At 73.9% G+C, this 12272-nt stretch carries 14 protein-coding genes; 5 read left to right on the top strand and 9 right to left on the bottom strand.

What is annotated here, in order from left to right:
- Positions 1 to 5 precede the first annotated feature (5 nt).
- On the bottom strand, positions 6 to 167 hold the full coding sequence (locus ACF1FZ_RS23760; protein ID WP_391775400.1) for a hypothetical protein: 162 nt from the start codon (positions 165 to 167) through the stop codon (positions 6 to 8).
- A 246-nt stretch (positions 168 to 413) separates the two neighbouring features.
- On the opposite strand from ACF1FZ_RS23760, the gene ACF1FZ_RS23755 reads away from it, so the two are divergent.
- Positions 414 to 599, top strand: coding sequence for a hypothetical protein (locus ACF1FZ_RS23755; protein ID WP_391775399.1), 186 nt, complete (start codon positions 414 to 416; stop codon positions 597 to 599).
- A 68-nt stretch (positions 600 to 667) separates the two neighbouring features.
- Here the strand turns inward: ACF1FZ_RS23755 and ACF1FZ_RS23750 are convergent, their stop codons facing one another.
- The 3 genes from ACF1FZ_RS23750 to ACF1FZ_RS23740 form a co-directional block, all read right to left on the bottom strand.
- The gene (locus tag ACF1FZ_RS23750) at positions 668 to 2026 is read right to left on the bottom strand and encodes a carboxyl transferase domain-containing protein (RefSeq protein ID WP_391775398.1); all 1359 of its coding nucleotides are present in this window, start codon (positions 2024 to 2026) and stop codon (positions 668 to 670) included.
- Positions 2019 to 3482 (bottom strand): acyl-CoA synthetase, encoded by a 1464-nt coding sequence (locus ACF1FZ_RS23745; protein WP_391775397.1) that lies wholly within the window; start codon positions 3480 to 3482, stop codon positions 2019 to 2021. Before ACF1FZ_RS23745 ends, ACF1FZ_RS23750 begins: the two co-directional genes overlap by 8 nt.
- A gap of 148 nt (positions 3483 to 3630) precedes the next feature.
- Entirely contained in the window at positions 3631 to 4842 is a 1212-nt protein-coding gene (locus ACF1FZ_RS23740) for a nitrate/nitrite transporter (RefSeq protein WP_391775396.1), read from the bottom strand.
- Positions 4843 to 5003: 161 nt separating this feature from the next.
- Here ACF1FZ_RS23740 and ACF1FZ_RS23735 point away from each other — a divergent pair, with 161 nt between their 5' ends.
- A complete protein-coding gene (locus ACF1FZ_RS23735) occupies positions 5004 to 5435 on the top strand; it encodes an Lrp/AsnC family transcriptional regulator (RefSeq protein ID WP_391775395.1) in 432 nt (143 codons plus the stop codon).
- On the opposite strand, the gene ACF1FZ_RS23730 is transcribed toward ACF1FZ_RS23735, so the two are convergent.
- From ACF1FZ_RS23730 to ACF1FZ_RS23720, 3 genes are all read right to left on the bottom strand, one after another.
- On the bottom strand, positions 5413 to 6915 hold the full coding sequence (locus ACF1FZ_RS23730; RefSeq protein ID WP_391775394.1) for a GAF domain-containing protein: 1503 nt from the start codon (positions 6913 to 6915) through the stop codon (positions 5413 to 5415). The genes ACF1FZ_RS23735 and ACF1FZ_RS23730 overlap by 23 nt on opposite strands.
- An 18-nt stretch (positions 6916 to 6933) precedes the next feature.
- On the bottom strand, positions 6934 to 7971 hold the full coding sequence (locus ACF1FZ_RS23725; RefSeq protein WP_391775393.1) for a rod shape-determining protein: 1038 nt from the start codon (positions 7969 to 7971) through the stop codon (positions 6934 to 6936).
- Positions 7972 to 8105: 134 nt separating this feature from the next.
- Entirely contained in the window at positions 8106 to 8678 is a 573-nt protein-coding gene (locus ACF1FZ_RS23720) for a hypothetical protein (protein WP_391775392.1), read from the bottom strand.
- Positions 8679 to 8799: 121 nt separating this feature from the next.
- Here ACF1FZ_RS23720 and ACF1FZ_RS23715 point away from each other — a divergent pair, with 121 nt between their 5' ends.
- On the top strand, positions 8800 to 9501 hold the full coding sequence (locus ACF1FZ_RS23715; protein WP_391775391.1) for a hypothetical protein: 702 nt from the start codon (positions 8800 to 8802) through the stop codon (positions 9499 to 9501).
- A 4-nt stretch (positions 9502 to 9505) separates the two neighbouring features.
- Here the strand turns inward: ACF1FZ_RS23715 and ACF1FZ_RS23710 are convergent, their stop codons facing one another.
- Positions 9506 to 9952, bottom strand: a complete 447-nt coding sequence (locus ACF1FZ_RS23710; RefSeq protein ID WP_391775390.1) for a MarR family winged helix-turn-helix transcriptional regulator — start codon at positions 9950 to 9952, stop codon at positions 9506 to 9508.
- A 111-nt stretch (positions 9953 to 10063) separates the two neighbouring features.
- On the opposite strand from ACF1FZ_RS23710, the gene ACF1FZ_RS23705 reads away from it, so the two are divergent.
- A complete protein-coding gene (locus ACF1FZ_RS23705) occupies positions 10064 to 11083 on the top strand; it encodes an NADP-dependent oxidoreductase (protein ID WP_391775389.1) in 1020 nt (339 codons plus the stop codon).
- A gap of 29 nt (positions 11084 to 11112) precedes the next feature.
- Here the strand turns inward: ACF1FZ_RS23705 and ACF1FZ_RS23700 are convergent, their stop codons facing one another.
- Positions 11113 to 11583 carry an MSMEG_6728 family protein gene (locus ACF1FZ_RS23700; RefSeq protein WP_391775388.1) on the bottom strand — a complete coding sequence of 157 codons (471 nt, stop codon included), beginning with the start codon at positions 11581 to 11583 and terminating at the stop codon, positions 11113 to 11115.
- A gap of 128 nt (positions 11584 to 11711) precedes the next feature.
- On the opposite strand from ACF1FZ_RS23700, the gene ACF1FZ_RS23695 reads away from it, so the two are divergent.
- Positions 11712 to 12140, top strand: coding sequence for an organic hydroperoxide resistance protein (locus ACF1FZ_RS23695; protein WP_391775387.1), 429 nt, complete (start codon positions 11712 to 11714; stop codon positions 12138 to 12140).
- Positions 12141 to 12272 lie beyond the last annotated feature (132 nt).

Here is a 12272-nt window from a genome sequence, read left to right as displayed (position 1 = left end):
GGCCGTCACCCTCCCCTGCGACCGAAACGGCCAAACAAGGTGTATCCCACACCCGCCATCGAGTCGGCGTACGTCCAGCCCGGGAGTTCACCGTGGAAGCGCTTCACCCCTTCGAGGCCGCCGGACGTGCCGTCGGCCCGGCAGGAGCCCTCGGTTTCCGCGGCCATGCCGGGCCCATCCCGGCCGGCGTGCGGTTCCTGCCCGGTGTGCCCCGGGTGCGAGGAGGGCGGCAGTTCACGGCGGAGCCCCCCGACGGGTCACATCCCCCTCGGAGCCGGACGGGGTGCTCCCGTACGGCCCCGGCCTCCGGATCCCGCAGTTCGTCGAAGACCGCGGCGGCTCTCGGCGGTTCCCTGATCATCTCGGCGACGCCGGCCGCCGCGGCGACCACGGCCCCGTCCCGCATCGGCCGCATGGTCACGCAGACGACCGACGGCTTCGACGTCCTTCTCACGAACAAGTGCAACGGCACCCGTTCGGTGAAGGCCGTCGTCTCACTCGCCCCGGACAGTTCGTGTCACGTGATGTCCAAGGGCACCAATGTGCTGTACATCTACCACGGGGTCCTCGGGAACTACGACCGTACGGTCAACTGCTGACGCACCGTCGCCGGCCGCTCGCGCGGGGCCCGTCCCGATCCCGGAGGGGCCCCGCGCCGTGCCGCGGGTCAGCCGCCCGGCCGGGCGGGGCCGACCACCGAGCGGGCGACCCCGAGCTCCACCAGGTCCTGGGGGCGCAGCCGGAGCTGGTCGGCCGTGGACCGCACCTCGCCCGGGCCGCGCTTCAGAATGGCCGCCGCCGCCTCCGGGGCGATCACCGAGAAGTAGCTGTCCGCGGTGACATGGGTGTGGTCCGGTGATGCGAGGGCCAGCGCGCCGCCGGAGCCGCCCTCGCCGATCACGAGCGTCGTCACGGGCACGCGGGCACCGGCGACCGCCGCGAAGGCGTCCGCGACGGCGGCACCCGCACCCGCGCGCTCCGCCTCCGCGTCGTTGGCCGCACCGGGCGTGTCGATCAGGGTCAGCACGGGCAGGCCGAGCCGGTCCGCGAGCCGGATCACCCGGGCCGCCGTGCGGTAGCCCGCCGGCCGGGTCGCGGTGCCGCACTGGGCGGCGTACGCCACGGGGCGCCCGGCGTGCAGCCCCACCCCGCAGAGCAGCCCCGGGTCCCGGCCGCCGCACCGGTCGCCGCTCAACGGCAGCCGGTCCTCGAAGTACGCGTCCAGATAGGCCTCGGCCCGTGGCCGCGCCGCGGCCCGGGCCTGCTCCACCGCGTCCCAGCCGGTCGCCGGCAGCCCCGCCGCCGACAGGGCGTCCGGCACCGGGGCGGCCCGCGCCGGGCCCCGGGCCGTCAGCGCGGCCAGCCATCGGCCCAGCGTCCCGGGCAGGCCGTCCGGTGTGACGACCGCGTCGATCTGGCCCGCCGCCAGCTGCCCCTCGGCGGTGTACGCGTAGGGATCGGCGTCGGCGGGCCGCACCCGGGAGCCCGCGAACCCGATCTGCGCCCCCGGCAGCGCCAGCACCACATCGGCGCCCGCCCCCACGGTCGCCCAGCCGCCGCCGGTCGCCGGGTCCCGCAGAACCGCGATCTGAGGGAGTCCTTCGGCCCTCAGCCGGGAGGACGCGCGGGCGACCCGCTGGAGCTGTATCAGCGCGACCATCCCCTCCTGCATCCGGCTGCCCCCGGTGGCGACGAGGGACACGAGCGGCAGCCGCCGCTCGCCGGCCAGCGCGTACGCGGCCTCCAGACGGTCTCCGGCGCTCGCACCCAGCGAGCCGCCCAGGAAGCCGAACTCGAACGAGACCAGGACGCACTCCCGGCCGCCGACGACGGCGGTCCCGTGGAGGACGGACTCCTCCTCGCCGGTCCGTGCCGTGGCGCGCGCCCTGGACTCGGCGTAACCGCTCCAGCCGAGCGGCCCGTCCCCGGGGGCGGGCCGCTCGGCCGGACGGTGTTCCGTGAAGCTGCCGGTGACGGAGGCGATCGCCTCCCGCGCCGACACGCGGTCGCACGGGGAGTCAGGCACCGAGTGACCTCTTCATGATCTTTCCCAGCTCGTTGCGGGGCAGCGCGTCCAGGTAACGGACGACGCGCGGTCGCTTGTGCGGTGCCAGCAGACCCGCCACGTGGTCCGTCAGCTCCGGTGCGCCGGGAGGAGACCCGGGGCCGGCCGGCACCACCCAGGCGACGATCCGCTCGCCGAGGTCCGGGTCGGGCTCGCCGGTGACCGCGGCCTCACGCACGCCGGGATGCTCCAGCAGGGCGTTCTCGATCTCCCCCGCGCCGATCTTGTAACCGCCGCTCTTGATGAGATCGGTGGCCTTGCGCCCGACGATCCGCACGTAGCCGTCGGGGTCGATCGTGGCCATGTCGCCCGTGCGGAAGAAGCCGTCCTCGGTGAAGGCGGCGGCCGTGGCGTCCGGCCGGTTCAGGTAGCCCGTGAAGAGGTTCGGCCCGCGCACCTGGATCTCGCCGATGGCCGTGGTGTCCTGAAGCAGGGCGCCGTCCTCCTCGACGAGTCTGAGCTCCACGCCCGGCAGCGGCGGGCCGACCGTCCCGGCGCGCGGCGCGCCGTCGGCCCGTACACCCGTGTTCATCAGGGTCTCCGTCATCCCGTACCGCTCGATGACCCTGCGGCCGGTGGCCGCGGCGATCCGCTCGTGGTCGTGGACCGGCAGCGCCGCCGATCCGGAGACCAGCAGCCGGGCACCCGCCAGGGCCCGTGCGAGGTCCCCGGGCCCGGCCGGGCCGTCCAGCGCGCCGGCCAGCCGGTGGTACATCGTGGGCACGCCGAACAGCATCGTTCCCCCGGACAGCAGTTCCCGGGCCACCCCCTCGGCCGAGAACCGGCCGAGGTGACGCACGGAGCCGCCCCGGCGCAGCGGGCCGAGGACGCCCAGGACCAGCCCGTGCACATGGAACAGCGGCAGGGCATGCACGAGGACGTCCTCACCGGTCCATCGCCAGGCGTCCGCCAGCGCGTCCAGCGACGCGGCGACCGCCCGGCGGGGCAGGACGGCACCCTTGGGCGGGCCCGTCGTGCCGGAGGTGTAGACGACCAGGGCGGGGGACTCCTCGGAGGGCTCGGGGAGCCCGGCGGCCGGGGAGGGGGCCGCCGCGGCCGGGTCGGCGTCGAGCCGCCGCAGGCCGCCGAGCGCGGACGGCAGTACGTCGCCGGCCCCGGCCAGTACCACCGAGGGCGCGCTGTCGGCGACGATGTGCGCGAGTTCCCGTTCACCGGTCTTCGGGTTGAGCGGCACGGCGGGCACTCCCGCCCGGAGGGCCGCCACGACGGCGACCACCGTCTCCGGGGTGGACGTGGCCCAGACGGCGACGCGCCCCGCCCTCGCGATCCGGGTGGCGAGGGCGGCGGAGGCATCGGCCAACCGGGCGTACGTCAGGACGTGTTCGCCGAACCGGACGGCCTCGGGGGAGTCCGTCCGGCCGGACGCTCCGCGCAGCGCGGGCAGGAGAGAGGTCACACGGTGCAGCCTAGGGGGTGCCTGCGGAGGCCGTCCGGCTCCGGCGCCGGCCGTCGCGGCGGGAGGCCGCCCGGCTCCCGTGCCGGCCGTCGTGGGGCAGGCCTGGACCTGTCCCAGCCGCCGGGGCGCAGGCACGGGTCCCGCGGTCTCAACCGCCGCGACGGACGGTCCGCATCCGGCCGTACGCGTACACGGCGCCCGCCAGCGCCAGGTCGGACAGCAGCATGAAGCCGATCGAGTACGAGTCCTTCGCGCTGTAGATCGCGCCCATGACCAGCGGCGGCACGAATCCGCCGAGCCCGCCCATCGCGCCGACGATGCCGGTCACACTCCCCACCTCGGCCTGCGGTGTCACCTGCGAGACCAGGGCGAAGACGCTTCCGCTCGCGGTGCCGAGGCCGGCCGCCATGCACAGCAGCGCGGCCGTGCCCAGCGGGTCCAGCACCGGGTCGAAGGCCTGGACGATGGCCGTCAGGGCTACCAGCAGCAGGGCCCCGGCCGTGACCACGGCGGGGTGGACCCGGTCCGAGAGCCAGCCGCCGACCGGTCGGAAGACGACCGTGACCAGCGCGAACCCCGCCGCCTTGGTGCCCGCCTCGGTCGGCGACATCTCGTACCACGTCTTCAGATACGTCGGCAGGTAGACGCCGAACGCGACGATGCCTCCGAAGCCGATCGCGTACAGCGCGGACAGCTCCCAGGTCACCCGCAGCCGGCCGGCCCCGCCCAGCCGGCGGGCCAGGGAGTCCGCCGGGACCTTGCGTTCGGGATGGTCGGTGACGAGGACCGCCGCGAGCAGCGAGTAGACCAGGAGTGCGCCGGCGACGATCCAGAACGGCAGGTTCTCGCTGTGCTCGGCGATCCTCGGCGTGAAGTAGGCGGACAGCGCGACGCCTCCCATGCCCATTCCGAACACCCCGAGCGCGAGGCCCCGTCCCGCGGGCGGGAACCACGAGTTGACCAGTGGGATCCCGATCGCGAACGTCGTGCCGCCCAGCCCGAGCAGGAAGCCGACGGCCAGCATCGCCCCGTAGGAGTCCTTCGCCGGGACGAGCAGCAGCACCGGGACGATCGTCAGGGCCGAGACGGCGGGGAACATCAGCCTGGCGCCGTACTTGTCGGTCAGGGCACCCGCCGGGATCCGCCCGAGCGAGCCGACCAGGACGGGAACCGCGACCAGCAGGGACTGCTGGAAGGAGCTCAGACCGAGGCGCTCCTTGAATTCACCCGACAGCGGGGAGATCAGGTTCCACGCCCAGAAGGTGAGCGTGAACCCGATCGTGGCCATGACCAGGTTCCGGTAGGCGGCAGTGGATCGTGTCCGGTCCGGGGCGGGGGCCTGCTCGACAGTCGTGTCCACACCGTAAGTCAAGAGCGCGGCGGCGGGCGGGGCACGGCAGGCTGAGCCATCCGGGTAAGGGCGTCGCACGGCAGACGCCCCATGGGCGGGGGCCTCTCCCGGGTCCCGGTGGGGGGCCGCTCGCCCGTCATTTCCCGCCCCGGGCTGCGACAATCGGCGGTATGGACCGGCTGGACAGAGAGATTCTCGGCATCCTCCAGGAGGACGCCCGGATCTCGTACCGCGATCTGGGTGCGCGCGTGGGGCTCAGCGCCAACGCGGCGGGCGACCGCGTGCGCCGTATGCGCCGCGACGGGGTGATCCGGGGCTTCACGGTGATCGTCGACCCGGCCGCCGACACCCGTTCGGGCCTCGTCGTCTTCATCGATGTGTCGCTGCGTCTCGACACGACGAACGAGGAGTTCGAACGCTCGGTGCTCACCCTGCCCGGCATCACCGAGGTGGTGCACGTGACGGGCGGTCACGACTACCTCGTACGCGCCACGGCGGCCGACCCCGGCTCCCTGGACACGCTGCTGCGCCGGCTGAAGAAGGACGCGGGCGTCGCCCACTCCAACACCCGCATCGCGCTCAGAGCGGCGCCTGCCAGATGAACGTCGGCGACCGGGTGCCGTCCGCGGTGCGCCCGTCGTCCGCGACCACGAGCCGCACCGCCGCTCGCCCGTCGGGCAGCCGCGCCGCCGCGTCCACCTCCACCTCGACGGCCGAGACCCCGGTCCGCCGGTGCACGGCGGCCAGCGCCCCGCGCAGCACATCGAGCAGTTCGCCGTCCACGGACTCCGTCACCAGGGCGTCCACCGCACCGGTGAACCGGACCGACGGCTGGAAACCGAGCGTCGACGCCGCGCCGCCCGTCTCGCGCAGGACCCGCCCCCGGAAGGTCGTGGGGACTTCGGCCGGCGGCTGCTGGAGCGCGAAGATCGCGGTCCTGACCTCCTGGACGGTGGAGTCCAGCTCGTCGACCGCCTTGGCGAGCAGTTCGGCGGTCCCGGTGTCGCCGGCCGGGTCCTTGCGACGGGTCGACTCCAGCATCATCTCCGTCGCGAACAACCGCTGCACGACGAGGTCGTGCAGGTCGCGGGCGATGCGGTCACGGTCCTCGTAGACCGCCAGCTGTTCCCGGTAGTGCTGGGCGTCGGCCATCACCAGGGCCAGCGCGGCCTGGGAGGCGAACTGGGAGGCGAGCAGCCGGTCCATCGCCGTGTACGGGGCCTCGCCGCGCCGCCGGGGGAGAGCCAGGGTACCGATGAGTCTGCCCCCGCTCTGCAGGGGCAGCATCATGCTGGGGCCGAAACGGGACCGGACCGGAGTCGTCATCCGCTCGTCCGCCGCGGAGTCCTCGATGAAGACCTCCTCGCCGCTCAGCAGCTGGGCGAGGACAGGGGAGCCCGGTTCGATGGCCGTGCCGACGAGGCCGGCCGGATCGTCCGGGGTGGAGGCGGCGACGATCTCCATCCCGCCGCCCGGCGTCGGCTGGAGGATGACCCCGGCCGCCGCCCCGGCCAGCACCCTGGCCCGCTCGGCGACGGTCGTCAGGGCGTCCGCCGTACCCGCGCCGGTCAGCAGGGCCCGGGTGACGGCGGCCGCCCCCTCGATCCAGTGCTCACGCTGCCTCGCCGCCTCGTACAGATGGGCGCCGCCGATCGCGGCGGCTGCCTGGGAGGCGAACAGCCGCAGCAGCGCCAGCTCGGTGTCCGTGAAGCGCCCCGGCTCCCGGGCGGCGAGGCAGAGGCTGCCGAGCACCTCGGTGTGCACCCGTACGGGCGCCCCGAGGAAGGAACGCACCGGGAGGTGCGCGGGCGGCGCGGCACAGGGGTGCGGGCCCGCCGCCAGATCGTCCACGCGCACCGCCCGCACGTCGTCCACGAGGGTTCCGAGGGCTCCCGTGCGCCCGTCGAGGAGGGGGCCCGCCGCGTGGCGTTCGCTGTCGGTCAGGCCGGTGGTGAACAGGTCGGTGACACGGCGGTCCTCCCCGTGGAGGGCCAGGGCGCCGTAGCGTGCCCCGGCCAGCGCCGTGGCGGTGTCCACGATGTGCTGGAGGGCGGCCCGCAGGTCGGGTTCCGTACCGGACACCGGCGAGCCCTGCGGCCCTCAGCGTGCGATCGGGGCGAGGACCAGCGGCTGGACCGTGCCGTCCAGCATCGCGCCGAGCCCCAGCACGGAACACACGTCGGGCCGCTCGGCGATGTGCACCGGGACGCCCGTCGCCTCGCGCAGCATCTGGTCGAACCCCGGCAGCAGGGCGCTGCCGCCGACCATCATGATCCCGGCCTCCGCGATGTCGGCCACCAGGTCGGGCGGGCAGTCGCGCAGCACCTTGCCCAGCCCGTCGAGCACCGCGATGAGCGGGGTGTGGATCGCCAGGCGCACGGCGGCGGTGTCGACCTGCACCGAACGGGCCAGGCCGGTGACCACGTCACGGCCGTGGATCTCGGTCACCGCCGGGCCGTTGAGCGTGAGGCCGTTGCCCCGGAGGGCCAGTTGCAGGGGGCGCACGGACTGGCTGGGAAGCATCAGTTCGTGGTGCTGGCGCAGGTGCTGGATGACCGCGTTGTCGATGGCCTCGCCGCCGATCGGAATGCGTACGGCCGTCACGATCGAGCCGAGCGAGAGCACGGCGATCTGGGTGGTGGCCGCCCCGCACACCATGATCATGGTGGCGGTCGGCTGCTCGACCGGCAGCCCGCAGCCGATGGCCGCGGCGATCAGGGTGTCGACCAGCTGCACCCGCCGGGCCCCGAGTCCGATGAGGGTCTCGACGGCCGCCCGCTGGGCCAGCGGGTCGGCGTCGTGCGGGATGCAGGCGGCCGCGCGCAGCCGGGGCTTGCGGCGCAGCTGTCGGCGGAGCTTCTCGCCGAGCAGATGGCGCAGCATGCGCTGGGCCATGTCGATGTCGACGACGGTTCCGCCGGAGACCGGCCGGACCACCCGGATGTACGCCGGCGTACGGCCGGTCATCTGCTCGGCGAGCGCCCCGACGGCGATGAGCGAGCCGGTGCGTGTGTTCACGGCGGCGACACTGGGCTCGTCGACGACGAGACCCGCCCCCTTGACGTACACCCGGGTCCTCGCGGCTCCGAGGTCGACGGCGACGTGGCAGCGGCGCAACTGTTCGAGACTGACGGTCACGGCAGGTTCTCCCGGGAGCGCTGGCGGTGGCACCGGCGGCAGCCGGCTGTCCTGGCATCGTCGCGCCGGTGCGGGGGCGGCGCGCGCTGGGTGAGCCGTAGGGGGGACCCGGAGCTGACGGGGCGACAGGTCTCTCAGGCGCCGCCGGGCAGCAGCCGCTGGAACAGCCCCCAGGTGAACTCGGCGACGTGGGGCCGCCCGTCGGCCGGGTCGGTGAAGGCGAGCGCCCACCGCGCCGGTGCACTGCCCTCCATGGGGCGCGCCGGTGCGAAGGCCCCGGCCACCTCGTCCACGGTGCAGGACCACGGGCGCAGGCCGGCGGCCGTACGCAGCTCGGGGCCCGCCGTGCCGGGGGCGCGGACCAGCCATTCGTTCCACACGGCCCCGCCGGGGCCCGCCGTCACCTCGAACCGCAGGCCGGGCCAGAGCGGCAGCGGCCACAGCAGCACGTCGCACTCCAGGCCGCCGGTCCTGCGGCGTACGGACGACTCGGGCTCGCCCAGGACCGAGCGGTAGCGGCGCAGCGCGCCCCGGCCGCGCGGGGCACGCAGCACCGCCTGCCAGCGACGGTTCGCCTCCCGCATCCCGGCGAGGGAGGCGCCCGGTTCATGACGGGCGTCCTCGACGAGGCCCGGCTGGTGGTCGGCCATCCGGCGCAGCAGGACGAGCCGGAACTGGAGTGGCCCGAGCGGGGCGGAAGCGGTCATGCGCCCCATCCTGCCGGGCGCCGCAGCGCCGGGCCGTCCGCCCGGACTCCTTGATTCCGCACATAATCCTCACCTGTGCGGCTTCCGGCGTCGTTCCCCGCGCGTCTAGTCTGCGGACGCCATGGATTACTGCCACCCGTGCCGTCGGCACCTCAACGGGGCGTTGGCCTGCGCGGGTTGCGGGACCCCCGCCGACGCGCTGGTCCCCTATGCCGTCGCTGACCTCTCCGGCCGCGGGGTGGAGCCCGTCGGCGAGACCCTGGTGTCCTCCGGGTCCGCCGGTCACCGCGGCCGCGCCCGGGGCACCGCCCGGCGCCGCCCGGGGCACCGGCGGCGCGGCCGCGCGCTGCTGCTGACGGTGGCGGGTGCGGTGCTGGCCCTGGGGGCGCTGAGCCTGGCCGAGCTGGCCATCGAACCGGGGGGTGACAGCGGTGCCTCGAAGTACGTGAGTGAGGCCACGCCCACCACCACCACCGGGCCCGGACCGTCCGCCCCGTCGAGCACGGAGCCGGACGTCCCCGGCCCGGTGGAGGCTCCCACGGTCGTCCCGGACACCGGTTCCCCCTCCGCGACGGCCACGGCCGGCCCCGCCCGCACCACGGCGCCCGAGGTGCTCCCGTCCGCCTCCGTCCCCGTGGACGCCGCACCGACGTCCTCCGCGCCCCCCGCGGAGCCGGGCGGGACCGAGGCGCCGGCGGAGCCTTCGGAGTCCGGGGCGCCGACCGCGTCACCGACGTCGCCGGAGCCCACGGACGATCCCACCCCGGCCCCCACCCCGTCGCCCTCCGAGACCTGTGACTGGTGGGACTGGCTCTGCTTCTGACCGCCTAGGCGGTCAGCCGGGCGTCGTCGTCGCCGAGCATCCGGCGCAACAGGTCGCGCAGCACCGTCCGCTCCGACTCCGACAGCTCGGCGAGGGGCTCCCGGGCGAAGTCCAGTGCGTCCCGCAGCTGCCGGGCCGTCCGGAGGCCCTCCTCGGTCGGGGCGGCGAGCTTGACCCTCCGGTCGGCCGGGTCCGGGCGGCGTTCCACCAGGCCGCGGAGCTCCAGCCGGTCGACTATGCCGGTGATGTTGGACGGTTCGCATTTCAGTTTCCGGGCAACCTTGCGCATGGGCATCGGCTCCAGCGAGAGCAGCCCGAGCACCCTTGCCTGCGCACCGGTCAGCGCGTGTGTGGCGGCGGCCCGGTCGTACTCCTCGTGGTAGCGCGCCACGACCCCGCCGATGAGCTCGATGACGTCGAGGGTGAGCGGGTCCGTGCGCGAGGTGGCCATGACACCCAGGATACCGAATTACTTGACAAGGTGAAATATCTGGACGCATGGTTGTTTCATGTCCTGAAGCATTTCGCTTCCTCCGTACGACATCGAGGAGAACCCGAGCCCATGTCTGCACTTCCCACCTCCAGCCGCGAATGGCACCTCGTCGCCCGACCGCACGGCTGGCCCGAGGCGTCGGATTTCGCGCTGCGCGAGGCGCCGGTGACCGCTCCCGGTGAGGGCCGCGTCCTCGTCCGCAACCTCCACTTCTCGGTCGACCCCTACATGCGCGGCCGGATGAACGACGTGAAGTCGTACACCCCGCCCTTCAAGCTCGACCACCCCATGGACGGCGGCGCGGTCGGCGAGATCATCGCGTCGAACGCCGAGGGCTTCGCCGTCGGCGACCACGTCCTGCACGGCCTCGGCTGGCGTGAGTACGCCGATGTCCCGGCCAAGCACGCGGTCAAGGTCGACGGTTCGATCGCCCCGCTCTCCGCCTACCTCGGCGTGCTCGGCATGCCCGGGCTCACTGCCTACGCCGGCCTCTTCGAGGTCGCCTCCTTCAAGGAGGGCGACGCCGTCTTCGTCTCCGGCGCGGCCGGCGCGGTCGGCAGCCAGGTCGGCCAGATGGCGAAGATCAAGGGCGCCTCCCGCGTCATCGGCTCGGCCGGCTCCGACGAGAAGGTCAAGCTCCTCGTCGAGGAGTACGGCTTCGACGCGGCCTTCAACTACAAGAACGGCCCGGTCAAGGACCAGCTCCGTGAGGCGGCCCCGGACGGCATCGACGTCTACTTCGACAACGTCGGCGGTGAGCACCTGGAGGCCGCGATCTCCTCGTTCAACCTCCACGGCCGCGCCACGATCTGCGGAATGATCGCCCAGTACAACGCGACGGAGCCCACCCCGGCCCCGCGCAACCTCGCACTCGTCATCGGCAAGCGGCTCCGTCTCCAGGGCATCCTGGTCGGCGATCACGCCGCGCTCCAGCCGCAGTTCGTCCAGGACGTGGCCGGCTGGCTGGCCTCCGGTGAGCTCAAGTACCGCGAGACGAAGGTCGAGGGCATCGAGAACGGCTACGACGCCTTCGTCGGCCTGCTGCGCGGCGAGAACACCGGGAAGATGATCGTCTCGCTGGACGCCTGAGCGGCTCCGGCCGCCCGTGGAACCGTCCGTCACCGTCCTTCGCGGTCCGAGGAGGGCCACACGTACGGCAGATCGGGCGGCACGTCCGGGAACAGGGGGCGGTAGTACGCCGGGTCCTTGCGCACGAGTGCGGAGCGATGGCTCTCGTGCAGGGCCTCGTCGCCCAGCCACGGGGGCAGTTCGCCCGCCGCCGCGAGTTCCGTGTCCGTCCGGACGGACGTGCGCCGGAGCGATGCGGCGAGGTCCTTGCGCAGCGTCTCCGCACAGGTGTCCGCCCGGCCCTCGGCGGTCCACACGGCGCACACGTCCAGGCCGTAGCGCACGAGTGCCTCCTCGTAGCCGGTCCACATGCGGACCGCGGGGTGGTGGCGCCAGCCGTAGCCGGGGACGGTGAGGCCGCGCAGGACCTGGATCGCCTCGACCCGCTGCTTGCCCAGCCTTCGCGGGTCCAGCGCGAGGGCGCTCCGGCGGAAATCGGCGTACGGCAGGAATGTCTGCATGACCCATGCCTATCCCGTGTGCGCCCGACGGTGGTCCCGCTCACGCGGTGTCACCCGCTAGGCTCCGTTCAGGCCGTCGCGATCGTGGGCGCGAGTCGCGGCGCACCAACAGCAGGAGGATCACCCGCATGAGCATCCAGAACATCGACGTGGCCTACACCGCCGTCGCCACCGCGGAGAACGGCCGGGACGGCCGCGTCTCCACCGACGACGGCAAGCTCGACGTCGTCGTCAACCCGCCGAAGGAGATGGGCGGCAGCGGTGCGGGGACCAACCCCGAGCAGCTCTTCGCGGCCGGCTACAGCGCCTGCTTCCAGGGCGCGCTCGGTGTGGTCGCCCGCCAGGAGAAGGCCGACATCTCCGGTTCGACGGTGACCGCGTCGGTCTCCATCGGCAAGACCGAGGCGGGCGGCTTCGGCCTGGAGGTCGCCATCAGCGCCTCCATCCCGAACGTCGACACGGCCACCGCCCAGGCGCTCGTCGAGAAGGCGCACCAGGTGTGCCCGTACTCGAACGCCACCCGGGGCAACATCAAGGTCGAGCTGTCGGTCGCCTGACCCCGGCCTGACCGCGTACGCCCGAGGGCCGCATCCCGTCGCAGGGGTGCGGCCCTCCGGCGTGTGCGGACGGCTGTGGCCGTGGAAGCGCGCGCGGGGCATTGACGGCCGTGGAGGTTGAACCCTACGGTC

The organism is Streptomyces sp. NPDC014623, from assembly GCF_043088245.1.
Taxonomy (GTDB): domain Bacteria; phylum Actinomycetota; class Actinomycetes; order Streptomycetales; family Streptomycetaceae; genus Streptomyces.
This window is presented reverse-complemented; position numbering and strand designations above follow the sequence as displayed.